This window comes from Streptomyces sp. NPDC088812 (genome assembly GCF_044750285.1).
Classification (GTDB): domain Bacteria; phylum Actinomycetota; class Actinomycetes; order Streptomycetales; family Streptomycetaceae; genus Streptomyces.
This window is the reverse complement of sequence record NZ_JBIVJP010000036.1, coordinates 1-19200: the sequence shown is the minus strand read 5'-3', so window position 1 is coordinate 19200 and position 19200 is coordinate 1. Positions and strand designations below refer to the sequence as shown.

Annotated in this window: 10 protein-coding genes and 2 pseudogenes; 7 read left to right on the top strand and 5 right to left on the bottom strand. The window is 71.3% G+C overall.

The window, feature by feature from the left end; all coding sequences use genetic code 11:
* Positions 1-73 precede the first annotated feature (73 nt).
* From ACIP67_RS41115 to ACIP67_RS41100, 4 genes are all read left to right on the top strand, one after another.
* Positions 74-1024, top strand: a complete 951-nt coding sequence (locus tag ACIP67_RS41115) for an alpha/beta hydrolase (protein ID WP_401699325.1) — start codon at positions 74-76, stop codon at positions 1022-1024.
* A gap of 114 nt (positions 1025-1138) precedes the next feature.
* A complete protein-coding gene (locus tag ACIP67_RS41110) occupies positions 1139-1858 on the top strand; it encodes an alpha/beta fold hydrolase (RefSeq protein ID WP_401699323.1) in 720 nt (239 codons plus the stop codon).
* A gap of 44 nt (positions 1859-1902) precedes the next feature.
* Positions 1903-2244, top strand: a complete 342-nt coding sequence (locus tag ACIP67_RS41105) for a hypothetical protein (RefSeq protein ID WP_401699321.1) — start codon at positions 1903-1905, stop codon at positions 2242-2244.
* A 62-nt stretch (positions 2245-2306) separates the two neighbouring features.
* Positions 2307-5078 (top strand): AAA family ATPase, encoded by a 2772-nt coding sequence (locus ACIP67_RS41100; RefSeq protein ID WP_401699319.1) that lies wholly within the window; start codon positions 2307-2309, stop codon positions 5076-5078.
* A 228-nt stretch (positions 5079-5306) separates the two neighbouring features.
* On the opposite strand, the gene ACIP67_RS41095 is transcribed toward ACIP67_RS41100, so the two are convergent.
* Together ACIP67_RS41095 and ACIP67_RS41090 are read right to left on the bottom strand one after the other, a co-directional pair.
* Positions 5307-8054 carry an AAA family ATPase gene (locus ACIP67_RS41095; protein ID WP_401699317.1) on the bottom strand — a complete coding sequence of 916 codons (2748 nt, stop codon included), beginning with the start codon at positions 8052-8054 and terminating at the stop codon, positions 5307-5309.
* Entirely contained in the window at positions 8008-8583 is a 576-nt protein-coding gene (locus tag ACIP67_RS41090; RefSeq protein ID WP_401699315.1) for a hypothetical protein, read from the bottom strand. Before ACIP67_RS41090 ends, ACIP67_RS41095 begins: the two co-directional genes overlap by 47 nt.
* A gap of 651 nt (positions 8584-9234) precedes the next feature.
* Between ACIP67_RS41090 and ACIP67_RS41085 the strand changes: the two genes are divergently transcribed.
* Together ACIP67_RS41085 and ACIP67_RS41080 are read left to right on the top strand one after the other, a co-directional pair.
* Positions 9235-12048 (top strand): AAA family ATPase, encoded by a 2814-nt coding sequence (locus ACIP67_RS41085; protein ID WP_401699312.1) that lies wholly within the window; start codon positions 9235-9237, stop codon positions 12046-12048.
* 217 nt (positions 12049-12265) lie between these two features.
* A pseudogene (locus ACIP67_RS41080) lies at positions 12266-13590 on the top strand (sugar porter family MFS transporter).
* 75 nt (positions 13591-13665) lie between these two features.
* Here ACIP67_RS41080 and ilvC read toward each other — a convergent pair.
* The 3 genes from ilvC to ACIP67_RS41065 form a co-directional block, all read right to left on the bottom strand.
* Positions 13666-14664, bottom strand: coding sequence for a ketol-acid reductoisomerase (gene ilvC, locus ACIP67_RS41075; protein ID WP_401699310.1), 999 nt, complete (start codon positions 14662-14664; stop codon positions 13666-13668).
* Between the two features lie 107 nt (positions 14665-14771).
* Entirely contained in the window at positions 14772-15086 is a 315-nt protein-coding gene (locus ACIP67_RS41070; RefSeq protein WP_401699307.1) for a hypothetical protein, read from the bottom strand.
* A gap of 534 nt (positions 15087-15620) precedes the next feature.
* The gene (locus tag ACIP67_RS41065) at positions 15621-18470 is read right to left on the bottom strand and encodes a heparinase II/III family protein (protein WP_401699305.1); all 2850 of its coding nucleotides are present in this window, start codon (positions 18468-18470) and stop codon (positions 15621-15623) included.
* 12 nt (positions 18471-18482) lie between these two features.
* Here ACIP67_RS41065 and ACIP67_RS41060 point away from each other — a divergent pair.
* Positions 18483-19106, top strand: a pseudogene (locus ACIP67_RS41060) (transposase family protein); the annotation flags it as partial.
* Between the last annotated feature and the right edge of the window lie 94 nt (positions 19107-19200).

Here is a 19200-nt window from a genome sequence, read left to right as displayed (position 1 = left end):
ACATCGACTCCCGGCCCGGTCTCATGAGGTGGAAAGCGAAATTCCGAACCCGCCACCTTTCGAGGAGCAGACCGTGAGCGACATCGTTCTGGAACCCGCCGCGCAGGGATTCGCCGACGCGACCGCCAAGCCGCCGCTGCTGTACGAACTCGGTGTCGAGGGCGCCCGTAGGCTGCTCGACGACGTACAGTCCGGGCCGGTCGAGAAGCCCGTCGTGGACGAGAAGTGGATCACCGTCCCGGCCGAGGTCGGCGACGTGCGGGTGCGCATCGTCAAGCCCGCCGGCACCACCGGTGTCCTGCCGGTCGTCCTCTACGTGCACGGCGGCGGCTGGATCCTCGGCAACGCCGGCACCCACGACCGTCTGGTGCGCGAACTGGCCGTCGGAGCCCGGGCGGCCCTGGTCTTCGTCGAGTACGACCGCTCCCCGGAGGCGAAGTACCCCGTCGCCGTCGAGCAGGCGTACGCGACCGCCCAGTGGGTCACCACCAAGGGCGGCGAAGAAGGCCTGGACGGCTCCCGCCTGGTGGTCGCCGGTGACTCCGTCGGCGGCAACATGAGCGCCGCCCTCACCCACCTGGCCAAGCGGCGCGGCGACGTGACCTTCCTGCACCAGTCGCTGTACTACCCCGTCACCGACGCGGGCCAGGACACCGAGAGCTACCGGACCTTCGCCCACGGACCGCACCTGACGGCGAAGGCGATGGAGTGGTTCTGGGACGCCTACACCACCGACCCCGTCGAGCGGGCCGAGATCACCGCGTCCCCGCTGCGCGCGACGACGGAGGACCTCCGCGGGCTGCCGCCGGCGTTCGTCGTCGTCGACGAGAACGACGTACTGCGCGACGAGGGCGAGGCGTACGCCCGCAAGCTCGTCCAGGCCGGCGTGCCGACCACGAGCATCCGCTACAACGCCACCCTGCACGACTTCATGATGCTGAACCCGGTGCGCGGAACTCAGGCCTCCACCGCGGCGATCGAGCAGGCGATTCACGTCCTGCGCAAGGCCCTCGGCACCGACTGAAACCTCGCGCCCGGCGAATCAACGCCTTTTCACGCCGGGGAAGCCGGCCGCATTCTCACTGACTCACTGACTCACCGACTCACCGACTCACCGACTCGAAGAAAGGCCACTCTCATGGGTGCGCAGAAGCCGACCATCGTCCTCGTCCATGGCGCGTTCGCGGACTCCTCCAGCTGGAACGGCGTCGTCGACGGGCTCCAGTCCCACGGCTACACGGTGGTGTCCGCGAGCAACCCGCTGCGCGGGCTGGCCGGGGACAGCGACTACGTCCGACAGCTCGTGGCCTCCATCGACGGCCCCGTGGTCCTCGCCGGCCACTCCTACGGCGGCTCGGTCATCAGCAACGCCGCGCGGGGACTCGACAACGTCAAGGCGCTCGTCTTCGTCGCGGCCTTCCTGCCGGACGAGGCCGAGAGCGCGGTCGCCCTGTCCGGCAGGTTTCCGGGCAGCACCCTCGCGGAGGCGCTCCGCCCGGTGCCGGTCACCCTGCCCGACGGAAGCCAGGTCGCGGACCTCTACATCGAGAAGAGCAAGTTCCACCAGCAGTTCGCCGCCGACGTCTCGGAAGGGACCACGGCGATCATGGCCGCCACCCAGCGGCCCGTGACCGATGCCGCGCTGGCGGAAGGTGCCTCCGCCCCGGCGTGGAGGAACATCCCGTCCTGGGTCCTCGTGGCCACGGAGGACCGGAACATCCCGGCGCGGGCGCAGAACTACATGGCGGAGCGCGCGGGGGCCACGGCGGTGGCCGTCGCCGCGTCCCACGCGGTCAGCGTCTCGCACCCCGGTGAGGTCGCGCGCCTGATCAACACGGCCGCGCAGGCCACCGGCTGAGCGACCGGCCGGGCCCCTCGCCCCCTTCGTGGAGGAAGCGCATCATGAACACGGACAAGCAGGCCGCTCGTGGACTGGCCGACCTGGAGGCGTATCTGTACCGAGAGGCTCACCTCAGTACCGCCCGTCGGCGCGTGGCCGCCTTCACCGGGCAGACCGACGGGCTGACCCACGAGCAGAAGAGGGACATCGAGCTCTGGTACCTCGAAGAGCAGAAGTACGTGGCCCGTATGGTGACGCAGCACATCGCCGACAGCATCGGCGCGGCCGAGGCGGCGAACCACATCCGGTTCGGGCGGTGGCTGCGCGGGACACTGATCGCCATGGCAGTGATCACCATGGTGACCTTCGTGGGCACGGCGGCCGTCATGGCGTCGATGGCCTGAGCCACCGAGGGGCCACCGGCGTGCCGTGAACGCCGGGGTATCGTGACAGTCGGGAGGCGGTCATGGCGAGGGGCGGGACACGGGCCGGACTCATCGGGCGGCGGGACGAGTGCCGGGTGCTCGACGACCTGCTCGCGCAGGCCAGGGTCGGACGCAGCGGGGTCCTGGTGGTGCGCGGCGAGGCCGGGATCGGGAAGACCGAGCTGCTGAACCACCTCCTCGAACGGGCCACCGGATGCCGGGTCGTCAGGGCGGCCGGTGTGCAGTCCGAGATGGAACTCTCCTACGCCGGGCTGCATCAGCTCTGCGCTCCGCTGCTGTCCCATCTCGACGATCTTCCCGAGCCGCAGCGGAACGCCCTCAGCACGGCGTTCGGGCTGCGGGCCGGTGACACACCCGACAGGTTCCTGGTCAGCCTGGCCACCCTGAGCCTGTTCGCCGGGGCCGTCGGCGACGAGCCGTTGGTCTGCCTGGTCGACGACGCGCAGTGGCTGGACCGGGTCTCCGCGCAGACTCTGGAGTTCGTCGCGCGCCGGCTGCTCGCCGAGTCGGTTCTGCTCGTCCTGGCCGTCCGGGAGTCCGGCTCCCGGGAGATCCTCGACGACCTGCCGGAACTCGCCGTACGCGGACTGGACGAGCGTGAGTCCCGCGCACTCCTCGACTCGGTCGTCACCGGCCCGCTCGATCCGAGTGTGCGGGACCGCATCGTCGCCGAGACACGCGGCAACCCGCTGGCCCTGATGGAACTGCCGCGCGCTCTGACCGCCGTGGAACGGGCCGGAGGTTTCGGCGGACTCACGGACCGGCCGCTGTCCGGCGAGATCGAGGCGGGCTTCCTCCGCCGGATCCGGTCACTTCCGCCGGAGACGCAGCTGCTGCTGCTCATCGCCGCCAGCGAGCCGGTCGGTGACGTGTCCTTGCTGCGGCAGGCCGCCGAGCGCCTGGGCATCTCCGTGGACACCGCCGTCACCCACGCCGAGGCGTCGGGCCTGATCACGCTCGGCCCGTGGGTACGCTTCCGCCACCCGCTGGTCCGCTCCGCGGCGTACCGCGCCGTCGGCTTCAGGGAACGCCGGCGCGTGCACAGAGCCCTGGCCGACTCGATCGACGCGAGCCTCCACCCCGAACGCCGCGTATGGCACCTCGCGAGCGCGACGTCGCGCCCTGACGAGGCCGTCGCCGCCGAACTGGAAGGCACCGCCGACCGGGCGCACGCGCGCGGGGGCATCGCGGCGGCGGCGGCCTTCCTGCACCGGGCCACCGATCTGACTCCGGACCCCGTACGCCGCGGAGCCAGGGCCCTGGCCGCCGCGCGGGCCAAGTACCGGGCGGGCGCCTACGACACCGCGCGGCAACTGGTCGACGCTGCGGAACTGAGCCCGCTCGACGAGGTCGGCGCCGGACAGGCGACCCTGCTGCGGGGACAGATCATGTCCGCCGCCAAAAGCGCCAGCGCCGCACTGCCACAGCTGCTCGAAGCGGCCGAGCGACTCCAGCCGTACGACCCCGAACTCACCGGTCAGACCTACCGGGACGCCATCTACGCGGCCCTGACCGCGGGCCGGCTGGCCACCGGCGGCGTCCGCGACGTCGCCGAGGCGGTGCTGAGGGTGACGGACCACGTCCGCACGCCGAGCCGCGAGAATCTCCTGCTGACCGGTCTCGCACGGGTGATCACCGAGGGCTACTCCGTGGGCGTCCCGCTCCTCCTGGAGGCCGTGACAGCCTTCCGGACACAAGGGCACTCACCGGAGGACGGCCTGGGGTGGCTTCCCCTCGTGTGCCGCATGGCCCACAACACCTGGGACTTCGCCGCCTATTCCGAACTCTCGGCGCGGCTGGTCGACCTCGCCCGCGGCACCGGAGCGCTGGCAGTGCTGCCCTCGGCCCTCCTTCTGCGCCTGTCGAACCGGGTGTTCGCCGGCGACCTCCGCCACGCCGATTCCCTCGTCGTGGAAGCGCACGCGATCGGTGAAGCCACGGGCAGCAGCTTCTTCGCGCACTACGGAGCCCTCGTGGTGGAGCCCTTCAAAGGACGGGAGTCCACGACCCGGCAGGCCATCGAAGCCGTCACGCACGACACTGTCCTGCAGGGCGAGGGCAAGGTGACGACGGCTACCCAGTGGGCGGCGGCGGTCCTGTACAACGGCCTCGGCCGCTACGAGGAGGCCTACGCCGCCGCCGGGCGCGGATGTGAGAATCCGCAGGAACTCGGACTGTCCCTCCAGTCCCGGGTGGAACTCGTCGAAGCGGCCGTACGGCTGGGGCGGACCGCGCGCGCGGCCGAGGCCGCGCGGACGATCGAGGAGATGGCCCAGGCCAGCGGAACCCCCTGGGCGCGAGGCACCTCCGCCGCCGTTCGTGCCCTGGTGAGCGAGGGGCGGGCCGCCGACGCCCTGCACCGGGAGGCGATCGAGCAGCTCGACGCCGCAGAGACCCGGATCGACAGTGCCCGGGCACGGCTCCGCCACGGTGAGTGGCTCCGCCTCGAACAGCGGAGGGCGGAAGCCCGTTCCCGGCTGAGCGAGGCGCACGACATGCTTGCCGAGGCCGGGGCCGAGGCGTTCGCGGAGCGCGCGCGACGGGAACTGCAGGCCACCGGAGCGACGGTCCGCAAACGCGCCTCGGCTCCCCCGGTGGCCCTCACCGCGAAAGAGGTCGAGATCGCCCGACTCGCGCAGGGGGGCTTCACCAACCCGGAGATCGCCGCCCGGCTGTTCCTCAGCCCTCACACGGTCGAATGGCATCTGCGCAAGGTGTTCGCGAAGCTGGGAGTCTCCTCCCGCAAGGAGATCGGCTCGCTGCAGCTCGACACCATGACGTTCACCTCCTGACCGGGCCGCCGCACGGCCTTCGGACGCCGGACGCGTCCGGTTCCGCCGGCAAAGCGGGGACGGTGACGATCGCGACCTTGCCGGTCAGCGGGCGGTGCACGGAACACCGCCCGGCGGCGGCCGGCAACCGCCCGCACCGATCCGGCTCCCGGCGAAGGCACGGGGACCGTGATGGAGCCTCCAGTACGGACCGAACGGCGCCCCTACGTGTGACCGACGAGATGTCACTCACAGCACCGTGCGCAGGAGGCGCCGGGAGGTGATGCCGAGCTTGGTGTACACCTTCCGCAGATGCCATTCCACGGTGTGCGGACTGAGGAACAACTGGGCGCCGATCTCGGAGTTGGTGAGCCCGTCCCTGGCCAACTGCGCGATCTGGGTCTCCTGGGCGGTGAGCATCGCCGCGGCGTTGTCACCGCGTCGGGACACCGTCTCGCCGGTGGCCCGCAACTCACGGACGACGCGCTCGGCGAACGCGCCCGCACCGAACCGTATGAACAGTGTGTGGGCCTCACGCAACTGTTCCCGGGCGTCCACGCGACGGCTCTCCCGGCGCAGCCACTCCCCGTACAGCAGATGCGCCCGGGCCAGCTCCGTCGCGACCCGGGTACGTCCGAGCCGCTCGATCGCCTCGCGGTACAGCTCCTCGGCCGCGTCCCCCTGGCTGAGCAGCGCCCGGGAGCGTGCCTGGACGCCCAGCCCCCAGTCCGTCGCGGCGGCGTCCGTGGTCCGGGTCAGCCGCTCCAACGCGGTCCCGGCCGCGTCGTGGCGACCGCTGCGCACTCCGGCCTCCACCAGTTCGGCCAGTGCCAAGTTGGCCGTGACCAGGTCGTGCGGATGTGCGCTGGCCAGCCGGGCCGCGTCGAAGGCTTCCTCGTATCTGCCCAGACCGTTGTGGAGCACGGCTTCGGCCCGGTGCGCGATGGCCACGCCGACACCCTCACCGCGGTTCACGGCGTCCTGGGTACCGGCCTCGATCACCGGTACGGCTTCGCGCGCGCGTCCCTGCCAGGCGGCGAGTGTCATCATGCCGTACGGCGTGAAGCTGCTGCCCGCCGCTTCCTGGACCCGGACGATCTCCGCGATCAGAAGCGCCGCCGCGTCCAGCTCACCGTCGCACGAGGAGTGGACGACGACCCGTGAGTTGAGCGCGAGCGGCAACTCCGTCAGCGCGCCGACGGCGCGGGCGGTCCGCACATGGCGGGCCACCAGCTCCGTCCAGGCCTCGTCGTCCCACATCTCGGCGGCCAGCGTCGAGGCCAGCCACGACCAGCGCAGGACCTTCTCCGGGTCGGTCTCCCGGCCGAACGCGCGCACCGCGTCGCGCGAGGCGGGCACCGCGTCGCGGTACCCGCCGGTGAACCGGGTGGCCAAAGCGTCCAACAGCAGATCGGCACTGCCTGGCGGCCTCGTGGCGCACGGCGACGTCCGCTGCGCCGCCGTCGCCACCTCGCGTGCGTCCGCGCCGGAGGCGAGGCGCCCGGCGAACATGGCGGCCGACAGGGCGTCCAGGAAGGTTTCGCGAGCCAGACCGACATCGAGGGACACCAGGCGCCGCGCGGTGGCCAGCAGCAAGGGAAGTGCCTCGTCGACGCGGCTGGTGACGAAGGCGATCTGGGCCTGGACCAGATCCGCGCGGGCGCCGCCGTGTTCGTCCAGGGCTCCACTGCGGGCCAGCGCGAGCAGATCGCGTGCCGCGGCGGGCGCACCGGCACGGAGTTTCGCCCGTGCCGCGGCGAGGGCACGCGCCGTCTTGCGCCGCGGGTCGGGTGTCAGCACGGCCGCGTGTGCCAGGAACGCGGCCGCCGCGGCGACGCCGCCTCGCGCCAGCGCCCGGCCGGCCGACGACTCCAGCTCCCCGGCGATCGCCTCGTCCGGCCGTACCGTCGCCCGCGCCAGGTGCCACGCGCGGCGGTCGGGGTCGAGGGCGGGGTCGGTCACCTCCGCCAGGACACGGTGGGTCTCCCGGAGCTCCGCGAGCCCGGCCGACCCGTAGACGGCGGAGCGCAGGAGCGGATGCCGGAAGCGCACGAGGGCCCCGACGGCGAGCAGGCCCGCCGTCACCGCCGGGCCCACCGCGCTCGGGTCGATGCCCAGCCGCTCGGCGGCCCGCCGGAGCAGCGTCACGTCACCGATCGGCTCGGCGGCGGCGATCAGCAGCAGTCGCCGCGTGTCCGTCGGCAGCGAGTGGACCCGCGCGAGATAACTCCGCTCGATGCGGCCGGTCACCGGACCGGGACCGGGCCGGCCGAGCCCATCGGCCGGTTCCGCGTCGAGCCGGCCGTGGGGGAGTTCCAGCAGCGCGAGGGGGTTGCCGCGCGCTTCGGCGAGGACACGGTCGCGGATCCGCGCGTCCATCGGGCCGTCGGCCGCCGCGCTCAGGAGCGCGCGGGCGTCGGTGGTGTCGAGGCCGTCGACCGTCAGCTCGGGCAGACCGGCCAACTCGTCGCGGCCCCGACGCTCGCGGGAGGCGAAGACCAGGGCCAGGGGCTCGGCGAGCATCCGCCGTGCCACGAACGCCAGGGTCTGCGCGGAGACCCGGTCGAGCCACTGCGCGTCGTCCACGAGGCAGAACAGCGGCCGCTCGGCGGCCACCTCGGTCAGCAGCCCGAGTACGGCCAGACCGACCAGGAACCTGTCCGGAGCTGGTCCCGCACTGATCCCGAACGCCGTGGCCAGCGCTTCCCGCTGCGGAGGCGGAAGGGAGCCGACGCGTCCGAGGAACGGGGCACACAGCTGGTGCAGTCCCGCGAACGGGAGCTCCATCTCCGACTCGGCACCCGCCCCACGGGCGACGCGGTACTCCGCGACACGCGCCGCCAGGTGATCCAGCAGGGCGGACTTCCCGATTCCGGCGTCCCCCCGCAGGACCAGTACGGCGCTGCGTCCGGCTTCCACCTCCGAGACCAGCTTGTCGAGTGCGTCGCGCTCACGGCGCCGACCACGCAGCTGTCTCGGCCCGTCCCCGCTGCTCACCCTGACCCCTGCACGCGGCGAGCATAACAACCTGGCGCATGACCCCACTCGGGCTGCGCGGCGTCGGCCGAGGCCTCCCGCATCGACTCGGCGATGTCGGTGGGGACGGGCGGGACGGGTTCGCGGCGCACCCCGGTCGCCGGGGACCACACCACTCGCCCGACGACGGGTCGAGGGCGCCTCCACGCGCTTGCAGGTCGACGGTCAGGTCCGGGCCGACGTCGGAGTGGTCGGACCGGTGGTGACCGCCCTGTGTCTCCCGCCGCTCCACCGCGCACTCCAGCGTCGCGCGGGCGGTGAGAGCGGCGGACCCGAGGTCATAGGCGTACGCGAGGTCCTGGAAGCCGCCGATGCCGATGTGGACTCCCACCTGCCCCGTGCGGGCCTCGATCTCGTCCGGTGCGGTGAGCCCGGCGGTGGGTCCGGCCTCGTCGCGTACGACACCGGCGCGCTCCGTCATCAGAGGGCGCACCGGGCGCAGCAGCGCGCGGACGTGCTGGTCGCCGTCGGCGGCCAGCAGCCGGTTCACGTCCGCCTCCGCGGCGCGGACCGCCGCCGGCGACCGCCACCCGGCGGTACGGGTGGCCGTCGGACCGGCGCGGGGCGGTCCCGCCGTCCCCCGGCCGGGACGTGTGCCGAAGCGTCCTAAGCCGTGGAAGGCCTGCCCGGCGTGGCGGGCCACGACCTGCGCGGTGCGGGGGCCGGCCGCCGGACGGGCCCTCCCGCAACGTGTCGGCCGCGTGCCGTTTCCCACGCCGTGTCGCGTGGCAGACACCGGCGGGCGCCCATCCGGAACCACGGATGTCATGACACTGTGTACATCGTCTTCTGCCGTGTGCCGGGCCACCACGACGACCGCGACACCGGCCTCGGCGACTTCGATGGCCGCCCGGAAGCCGGACGCACCGGCTCCCACCACGAGAACCACGAAACCGACGTGGCGAGTTGGTGTCCGAGGGAAGACATGGGAACCCCCTGCGACGGCGGGCGGGCGCGGTCATCGCCAGGGAGGCGACCGGACAGCGGGCCCGAATGTGACGGGTCCGGAGGGACTTCTTGCGTGGAGTGCGTCACAGTGATCGGCCACATGGTGTGGAGCCGGCCCAGGTATCGTTATGGAGATCGTCCCGGACAACGTTGTGGGAGCCCTACATCCCCGGATCCCGAGGAGCCGCGTCGCATGATCGCCAGCCCGCTTCCCGACCTGGTTGGTCGGCATCGTGAGTGTGCGGCGCTGGACGACCTGCTGGTCGGTCTGCGTGCAGGCGGGTCCCGAGTCCTGGTGGTCCGCGGCGAGGCCGGCATCGGCAAGTCGGTGCTTCTGGAGTACGCGGCCGCGCAGGCGTCCCGGGTGAAGGTGACCTGGGCGCACGGCATCGAGGCCGACATGGAGCTGCCCTACGCCAGCCTGCACCAACTGTGCGCGCCGTTCCTGGACGAGCTCGAAGCGCTGCCGGAACCCCAACGCGACGCCCTCCGGGTGGCGTTCGGGATGGCGGTCGGTGACCCGCCCGACCGCTTCCTGGTCGGCCTCGCCGTGCTCACCCTGCTCACCCGGGCCTCGGAGACCCGGCCGGTGCTCGTGCTGGTCGACGATGCGCAATGGCTGGACCAAGTGTCCCTGCAGACCATTGAGTTCGTGGCCCGTCGACTGCTCGCCGAGGCGGTCGCCATGGTGTTCGCGGTGCGCGACCCCGAGGGACGGACCGCGCTGGGCGGTCTGCCGGTGCTGCGGCTCGACGGGCTCGACACCGCCGCGGCCGGCCGGCTCCTGGAGGCCACCGTCGGCGGCCGGCTGGAGAAGCGGGTCCGGGACCGGTTCGTGGCCGAGATGCACGGCAACCCGCTCGCCCTGCTGGAGTTCTCCCGCGGTCGCAGCGCCGCCGAACTGGCCTACGGCCTCGACTCGTCGAGCCACCCGAGTGTGCAGGAGCCGGTGGCGAGCCGCATCGAACGGGACTTCGCCAGCCGCCTCGGCGCGCTGTCGGAGGCGACCCGGACGCTGCTGCTGATCGCGGCGGCGGAACCGGTCGGTGACGCGCGCCTGCTGGTCCGTGCGGCCGCCGCCCTCAAGATCGTCCCCTATGCCGCACCGGCCAAGGTGGCCGGTCTGATCGAGTTCGGCGAGACCGTCCGGTTCCGGCACCCGCTGGTCCGCTCCGCCGTCTACCACGGAGCCGAGCCCGAAGAGCGCCGAGCGGTGCACCGGGCGCTGGCCGAGGCCACGGACCCGGTCCTGGATCCCGACCGGCGGGCCTGGCACGCCGCGCAGGCCGCCGACGGGCCGGACGAGGAGGTCGCCGCGGGCCTGGAGCAGGCCGCCGACCGCGCGCGGCAGCGCGGCGGCATCGCCGCCGAGGCGGTACTGCTGGAGCGCGCGGCCGAGGTGACACCCGACCCGCGGCCACGCGGCCGCCGAGCCCTCGCCGCCGCCGAGGCGCACTTCTCGGCCGCCGCGCCCGACCGGGCCACGGAACTGGCGACGGTGGCCGAACTGTGCCCCCTGAGCGTCCTGGACAGCGCCCGGCTGGCGCGCCTGCGGGCCAGGATCCTCTTCGCCCGCAGCCGCAGCGACGAGGCGGCACCGCTGCTCCTGGAGGCCGCCGCGCAGTTCACCGCCGCGGGGTCCCCACTGGCGCGGGAGACGTACTTGGAGGCCATCAGCGCGACCATCTTCGCGGGCCGGGTCCACGGCCCGACAGGCGCCCGCGCCGCCGCGATCGCCGCCCGCGCGTCCGGGGCGCCCTCCTCCGGCTCCCAGGCCGCCGACCTCCTCCTCGACGGCGTGGCCGCGGTCCTCGCGGACGGGTACGAGACCGGCATCCCGGCCTTGCGCGGCGCCCTGGACCTGCTCACGAACGAGGAGCTCGGCACCCGGGAGGCGACCGTGCGCTGGCTGCTGCTCGCGCCGGTCGCGCTGGAGGCGTTCATCCACTACGCCTGGGACCTGCACGCGTGGGACACGCTGTCGAGCCGCGCGGTGCGGCTGGCCCGCGACATCGGCGCGCTCGGCGCGCTGCCACCGGCCCTCATCTACGCCGGCGGGGTGCACATCCACTACGGCGACTTCGCCGAGGCGGACCGGATGATCGACGAAGCCGACGCGCTCGCCGCCGCGACCGGCCACGCCCCGCACCAGTACGCGACGCTGGTACTGGCCGCGTGGCGAGGCGAGGCGGACGTCGCCGCCGGCCTCATCGAAGAAGCCAGGCAGCAGGCCGAACAGCGGGGGGAGGTGTCCCTGCTGGGCGCCATGGGCTACATCCAGGGCGTGCTGTTCAACGGCCTGGCACGCTACGAGGAGGCCCTGGAGGCCGCCCGCACGGGCATCGAGCACGACGGATTCAACTTCACCGGCCTGTCGCTGGTCGAACACGTCGAGGCCGCCACGCGGTGCGGTGAACTCGACCTGGCCCGCGACTCGCTGGCCCGGCTGCTCGAACTCACCCGCGCCGCCGACTCCGGATGGGCCCGTGGCGCCGGCGCCCGCAGCCAGGCTCTGCTCACCGACGGCGACGAGGCCGAGCGGCTGTACCGGACCGCGATCGAGGAGTTCGGCCGCGGCGGTGTGACCGTGGAGGTGGCACGTACCCACCTGCTGTACGGCGAGTGGCTGCGCCGCGGCCACCGCCGTTCGCTGGCCCGGGAGCACCTGCGCACGGCGCACGAGATGTTCGACCGCATGCGGGCGCACGCCTTCGCCGAGCGGGCCGGCCGTGAACTGCTCGCCACCGGCGAGCACGTCAGGGTACGGGAGGACAAGCCGACGAGCGTCCTCACCCCCCAGGAGTCGCAGGTCGCGACGCTCGCCGCCGACGGCATGACGAACGCGCAGATCGGCGCGGAGCTGTTCATCAGCCCGCACACCGTGGAATGGCACCTGCGGAAGGTGTACACGAAGCTCGGGATCAACTCGCGTCGTGCGCTGCCGGTCGCCCTGGCGAGCACCCCGGCCACGGAGACCCCGTACGAGGAGACCATGCGAACCGGATGAGGGGCCGGTCCCGGGCGCCCCCGGGTGGCTCCCTCTGGGTTCCCCACGGAGCCCTACGGATCGGACCACAGTCAGCAGGAGCGCCCAGGATCCCGTGCTGAGTGCCGAGCAGGCCGGGGCGATCGAGGGGGCGTCGGCGCTGCTCGTGGCGAGGTTGACCCCGGACCGGCTGGCCGATCATCTCGGGCATGTCGTCTTCGTCGCGGCGGCGGCCGCGATGGGCGGTTTCCTGTTCGGCTACGACAGTTCCGTGATCAACGGTGCCGTCGAGGCCATCCGGGACCGGTATGACGTCGGTTCCGCGGTACTGGCCCAGGTCATCGCGATCGCGTTGATCGGCTGTGCGATCGGTGCGGCGACCGCGGGGCGGATCACGGACCGTATCGGCCGGATCCGGTGTATGCAGATCGCCGCGGTGCTTTTCACCGTGAGTGCGGTGGGGTCGGCGCTGCCGTTCGCGCTGTGGGATCTGGCGATGTGGCGGGTGATCGGCGGTTTCGCGATCGTATGGCGTCGGTGATCGGCCCCGCCTATATCGCGGAGGTCTCCCCGCCCGCCTACCGTGGCCGGCTCGGTTCCTTCCAGCAGGCCGCGATCGTCGTCGGGATCGCGGTGTCGCAGCTGGTCAACTGGGGTCTGCTGAACGCCGCGGACGGTGACCAGCGTGGTGAGCTGATGGGCCTGGAGGCCTGGCACGTCATGCTGGGCGTCAGGGTGATCCCGGCCGTCCTGTACGGGCTGCTGTCCTTCGCCATCCCTGAGTCCCCCCGCTTCTTGATCTCGGTGAGCAAGCACGAGAAGGCCCGCAGGATCCTGGAGGAGGTCGAGGGCGGTGACGTCGACTTCGACGCGCGCATCCGTGAGATCGAGACGGCGATGCACCGCGAGGAGAAGGCCGGCTTCGAGGAACTGCTCGGCGGCGGCTTCTTCTTCAAGCCGATCGTCTGGATCGGTATCGGCCTGTCGGTCTTCCAGCAGTTCGTCGGCATCAACGTCGCGTTCTACTACTCCTCGACGCTGTGGCAGTCGGTCGGCGTCGACCCGACGGACTCGTTCTTCTACTCCTTCACGACGTCGATCATCAACATCGTCGGCACAGTGATCGCGATGATCTTCGTGGACCGTGTCGGCCGCAAGCCGCTGGCCATCATCGGCTCGGTCGGCATGGTCGTCGGACTGGCGCTGGAGGCCTGGGCGTTCTCCGCCCACCTCGTCGACGGCAGGCTCCCGGCCACCCAGGGCTGGGTCGCCCTGATCGCCGCTCACGTCTTCGTCCTCTTCTTCGCCCTGTCCTGGGGGGTCATCGTCTGGGTCATGCTCGGCGAGATGTTCCCCAACCGGCTCCGCGCCGTCGCCCTCGGTGTGGCCGCGTCCGCGCAGTGGATCGCCAACTGGGCCATCACCGCGAGCTTCCCGTCCCTGGCCGAATGGAACCTCTCCGGCACCTACGTGATCTACACGGTCTTCGCCGCGCTCTCCATCCCGTTCGTCCTGAAGTTCCTCGAGGAGACGAAGGGTAAGACACTGGAAGAAATGGGCTGACAGCCCTCCCGTACTCGGGGAGAAGGGCCAAGTCCCCGCTGCCCTTCTCCCCGGTCACACCGCCGGGGGCGACGTCTACGCCTCTTCGTCGACCCAGCTCATGAGCTTGCGCAGCTCCTTGCCGGTGGTCTCCAGAAGCAGTTCGGAGTCCTGCTTCTGGTACTCGTGGTACTTCTTCAGACCGCTGTGGTACTCGTCCATCCAGTTCCTGGCGAAGGTGCCGTCCTGGATCTCGGCGAGGACCTTCCGCATCTCGGCCCTGGTGGCGTCGGTGACGATCCGCGGGCCGGTGACGTAGTCGCCCCACTCGGCGGTCTCGGAGATCGACCAGCGCATCTTCTCCAGGCCGCCCTCGTACATGAGGTCCACGATCAGCTTCAGCTCGTGGAGGCACTCGAAGTAGGCGATCTCCGGCTGGTAACCGGCCTCGGTCAGCGTCTCGAAGCCCGCCTTCACCAACGCGGAGACACCGCCGGCGAGCACGGCCTGCTCGCCGAAGAGGTCGGTCTCGGTCTCCTCGGTGAAGGTGGTCCTGATGACGCCGGCGCGGGTGCCGCCGATGCCCTTCGCGTAGGACAGGGCCAGCGCCAGGGCGCCTCCGGTCGCGTCCTGCTCCACGGCCACGAGACAGGGAACGCCGCGGCCCTCCTCGTACTGACGGCGCACCAGATGGCCCGGGCCCTTGGGGGCGACCATGCAGACGTCCACACCGGCCGGGGGCTTGATGAAGCCGTACCGGACGTTCAGGCCGTGACCGAAGAACAGCGCGTCGCCGTTCTTCAGGTGCGGGGCGACCGAATTCTCGTACACTTCGGCCTGCAGCGGGTCGGGGATGAGCATCATGATGACATCGGCCTCGGCGGCGGCCTCGCCGACCGGCACCACTCGCAGACCCTGCTCCTCAGCCGTCGCCCGGGACGTGGAACCCTTGTGCAGACCGACGCGCACGTCGACACCCGAGTCACGCAGCGACAGAGCGTGGGCGTGGCCCTGGCTGCCGTAACCGATGACCGCGACCTGGCGATTTTGGATGATGTCCAGGTCGGCGTCTGCGTCGTAGAACAGCTCAGCCATGAGGCACACCTTTCACGGATTGACCGGTGCTCGTAACACTATCTCACCCGCACGATGCATCGATGCGTTGTACCGGCCGACCGAACAGTGTGAAGTGGTCGGCCTTCTCACAGGGCTTCCCGCCGTGCCACGACCAGTGACAGACCGACCAGCAGCGACGCGATGATGCCGGTGCACAGTACGGCGAACGTCGTGAACGTGGTGGCCAGGACAGCGAGAACCGCGAGGGGAGCAAGGAGGTCGGCCGTGGCGGACAGCCGCGTGACCCGCCAGACGCTGGTGATGAAGAGGGCCACGGGCACCGTGTACGTGGCCGCGGCCTGGACATCGGCGAGGGCGCTGTGTCCCTTGACCTGGGCGACGTTGACCGCGAGTCCTGCTCCCACGGCGGCCGCGGCGTAGTGCCCGTAGCCCCACAGCATGGCCGTGGTCTGCGTCTCTGCAGCGTGTGGTGTGCGAGTGGTGGGGAGCCTTGCTGCCTTCGTGCCGGGCAGGATGCGGAGCGGGCCCGGCGTGGGTGCCCGCCCCGGCCGCCGGTCGCCCGGACGAACGTCCCGCGTCGGGCGTGTGTGTTCCCGTCAGCCGTCGGGGCGGCGGGTGACACGACGTTGAGGAAGGCGATGATGCGGTCCGGAGCGTCCAGGGTCAGGCGGCCGCCGGCGATTGCGGCGAGCGGCCATCCGGGACCCGCCTCGTGCGGCGACGACGGTGACGCCGTCGGCCCGCCAGGCCCGCACGGACGCCACCGCTTCCGCCCCGGGGCTCGCTGCCAGAGCCATGCCACGCGGTAGTCGCCGTAAGGCGTCACTTCTTCATCGCTATGACACTCCGCGCCCCTGACGGCCCCCGCCGAGATCAAGAACAGCACGGTCTGGAGCTCGACCGCCGGCGCCACGTCTCCTGAAGGCACTTTCGGAGTTCTGGGCGCTCGTACCCTCCGCTTTGTGCGGGCCGAGTCAACGCAGGGCTGCGACTGCCACGAGAGGGCCGTTCCGCACGAGGCGAACGGTCTGCCCGGCGACGGTGGCGCTACGCGCCCAGGTAGCCGCCAGGTAGAGGTTCGCGCCGCCGGCCTCGGCGGCGGTGCCGGTGATCTCGATGGTCTTGTCCCTCGTGTTCCACCGCACCGCCAGAGTGCCGTCCAGAGCTTGGTCGGCGATGAGGAGGGCGTTCCCTCTCTGGCGGAGGGTGGTGCCGCCGGTGAGCAGGATGCGCTGCACGCTCTGGTCCTGGTCGACGTAGGCGAGCGGTCCGTCGTAGCTGTATGGTCCGAAGTCGTGGGTGGTCCCGTCGTCTGCCGCTCGCAGGTAATACCCCTTGAGCGAGTCGGCCTTCAGTTCCAGCACCCGCGCGCTCCCCGAGCGCTTCACCAGGCTCAGGCTCGCCTTGGCGCGGGTGCCCTCCGGCACCGGTAGCGGTAGCAGCAGCGTGTCCAGCCGCACCGTGTCCGCCGCGGTGAGGGAGTAGGACACGTGGGAGGCGGGGGTCACTTGGTAGGTGACGGGGGAGTAGTAGCCGTCCTGGAGAGCGGGAGTCGTCGCGTCCGGGTCGGCGGGGATGATGTGCAGCTGGGTGCCGCTGCCGAACGTGGTCCGCGCCGTCGCGCCGTCGAGGGTGGGGGCGGCGTCGGGGAGCAAGTGCCAGTTCTGCTCGTAGGAGTGCTTCGCGGCGTCGGCGGGGGTCAGGGTGTCGGAGATGATCCAGCCCAGGTCGTGCAGGAACAGGGCGGAGCGTTCGTGGCGCACTCCGGCTGTCGCGTCGGTGTGGCCGTCGGCGAGGTCGGCCCACGGCGTGGCGACGTTGGTGACCGAGCCGTCGGCGGTGGGGTCCTGCGCGAGGCCGTCGATGGTGATGGTGTTGTGCGACTGGGTGGTCTTGCGCAGCCAGTCGGCGGTGGGGTCGGTGACGTAGGCGTAGGCGCCCATGGCGGGCAGCAGCGGCCGGTCGTGGGCGTAGACCTGGACGGCGAGCTCGTCGGGGTGGCCGTGGTTGCCGCGGTCGGCGCCGATACGCAGGTACCAGTCCGTGTCGGTCCAGCCGGTGCGCTGTACGGCGACCCGGGTGTCCGGGTAGGTGACCGAGGTGTGGCCGGGCTCGGTGCCCTCGGCGCCGCCGGTGGCCACGTATTTCAGCTGGTCGTCGCCGAGCAGGTCGGCGAGCTTGGCCAGTGAGGCACGCTGGTCGGTGTAGCTGGAGTCGCCGTAGGAGGGGTCGTAGCCGTTGGGGTAGGTCTGGTCGGCGAGGAACCAGGACAGACCGCTCAGTGGGGTTATGGCGCCGACGTCGTAGTTGTTGGCGACCAGCACGCTGGAGGTGCCGACGAACGTGTTCGCGACACCCATGGCGTAGGTGGAGGACGCCTCGGTGTAGCCGCCGTCGGGGAAGAGCGAGCTGCCCAGCTGCTCGACCAGATAGGCCACAGCGTCCTGGCGCCACTGGGTCGCCGAGGCGAACTCGGGGAAGCATGCTCCGAGGTAGACCAGGGCGCTCTTGATGGTGATCATCCAGTTGGGGGTGACGGAGGTGGTGGTGGAGAAGAAGGGCCCGGCGGCGTAGAGCGCCTTGAGCAGGGTGGTGTTGGTGTCTGCCGTCAGCGACGGGCTGGAGCGCAGGATCTCGTACACGTAGCACCAGTTCTGTACGCCCCAGGCCGCGTCCAGGTTCCGGGGGTAGCTCGCGGCGCCGGCGGCCGACCCGTAGGTGTTGGTGTCGGCGATGAAGTCGGTCATCAGGCCGATGAGTCCGGTGGCGATGTCCTCGTCGCCCGCGCCGGCGTAGGCGTCGGCGAGCGGGCCGGCGAAGTAGAACCGGGGCAGCTGGTAGTAGAACTCGCTGTCGACGTTGGCGCCCGTGATCTTCTTCCAGTCGAAGCCCTTCGCGTCCCCCTGCCAGGAGAAGGTGTTCTGGACGGTGTTGCTCCAGGTACGGGTTGTCTCGTCGAAGCTGACCTGGAGCTGGTAGAGCATGATGTCCTGCCGGGTGCCGCTGGTGCGGCCGGTCAGGCTGAGGGTGGCGCTGACCGGGGAGGTCAGGCCGGACAGGTCGAACCAGAGATAGCCCTTGCGGGTGGTGGAGCTGAAGGCTCCGGTGCCCTCGTCGTGCACCTCGATGGTCTCGGTGGCTCCGAAGACGGCGTCCGCGTCCGTGCCCGCCGCGATGTAACAGCTCTGGTCCGCCGCCAGGGTGTGGACGGTGCCGTCCGCGTAGGTGAGCGTCAGCTCCGGCGCGCCGCTCGTGGCGTGTCGGCTCGCGAACTCGGCGGCGGCGGACTCCTTGTTGCGGGCCATGAGCATGAAGCCCACGCCACCGGCACTGATCGTGCCCTGCACGGCCGAGGTGACATCGGAGGTGAGCGTCGTCCAGTCGGTGCCGACGGTGAAGGTGGTCCGGTAGATCTCACCCTTGCCCAGGGTCCATATGTGGTCGAGGAACAGCGGGACGAGTGCCGCGCTGTACACACCGTTGTACGCCCAGGCCGGCGGGACGCGCTCGTCGCGGCCCTTCATGTACTGGAGGAGGGCGGTGCGCGCCGTCTTGTAGTCACCCGCGCGCGCGGCGGCGGCGACCGGCGCCAGCCCGGGGTGCCCGTCGTAGTCGAAGACGGGGCTGGTCGTCCAAGTGCCGGCGGTGGAGTTCCAGGCTCCGAAGAACGCGGCGTCGGAGATCTCGGTGGAGACGGTTGCCGCCGCCGCGCCAGTGGCCGAGATGGCGCTCAGCAGGGGCGCCGCCGCCGCGCCGGCCAGGATCGGGACTGTAAATCGTTCGGCTCTGTCGCACTTTCGGTGGTGACGGAGGGCGATCGGCATCGTTGATGTTGCATGCATGACATCAACGAGCTTGTGAGTACGGTGTTTTCAGGGTTGTCTCCGCTGGTCATCGAGGATGTGCGGGATGAGGACCGGAGGATACTGGTGCGAGCGCGGACGCCGTGCGGGACGGCACCCTGCCCGGACTGTGGTGCTCGGTCGGGGCGGGTGCATGGGTATCACGTACGGACGGTCGCGGACGTTCCCGTTGACGCCCGTCAAGTCGTGGTCAAGGTGTGGGTGCGCCGCTTGGTGTGCCCGACCCCGGGCTGCCGCCAGACGTTCCGGGAACAGCTCTCGGGGGTCCTGGAGCGTCATCAGCGCCGCACACCGCGACTGTCCGCGCAGGTGGGGGCGGTGGTGCGGGAGTTAGCGGGCCGTGCCGGCTCCCGGGCACTGTCCGTACTGGCCTTGGTCGTCTCCCGGCACACCGCCCTGCGCGCGCTGATGCGGCTGCCGTTGCCCGAGAGGCCGGTGCCCCGGGTTCTGGGGGTGGACGACTTCGCCCTGCGCCGGCGCCACGACTACGCCACCGTCCTGATCGACGTCGAAACCCGTGAACGTGTAGACGTGTTGCCGGGCCGCACCGTCGAGGCTCTGGAGGGATGGCTGCGTGAGCATCCGGGCATCGAGATCGAGCTGACCCCGGTTTCGTGGAGTCCCTGAAGCCAGGATTATGATCCTGGCCCGAAGGAGAACCACGAGCTGTGCCAGCACCACGTAAGTACCC

Coding starts and splice junctions, on each gene's coding strand:
- ACIP67_RS41110 (WP_401699323.1), top strand. CDS start 1,139: ATGGGTGCGCAGAAGCCGACCATCGTCCTCGTCCATGGCGCGTTCGCG.
- ACIP67_RS41105 (WP_401699321.1), top strand. CDS start 1,903: ATGAACACGGACAAGCAGGCCGCTCGTGGACTGGCCGACCTGGAGGCG.
- ACIP67_RS41100 (WP_401699319.1), top strand. CDS start 2,307: ATGGCGAGGGGCGGGACACGGGCCGGACTCATCGGGCGGCGGGACGAG.
- ACIP67_RS41085 (WP_401699312.1), top strand. CDS start 9,235: ATGATCGCCAGCCCGCTTCCCGACCTGGTTGGTCGGCATCGTGAGTGT.
- ilvC (WP_401699310.1), bottom strand. CDS start 14,664: ATGGCTGAGCTGTTCTACGACGCAGACGCCGACCTGGACATCATCCAA.
- ACIP67_RS41070 (WP_401699307.1), bottom strand. CDS start 15,086: ATGCTGTGGGGCTACGGGCACTACGCCGCGGCCGCCGTGGGAGCAGGA.
- ACIP67_RS41065 (WP_401699305.1), bottom strand. CDS start 18,470: ATGCCGATCGCCCTCCGTCACCACCGAAAGTGCGACAGAGCCGAACGA.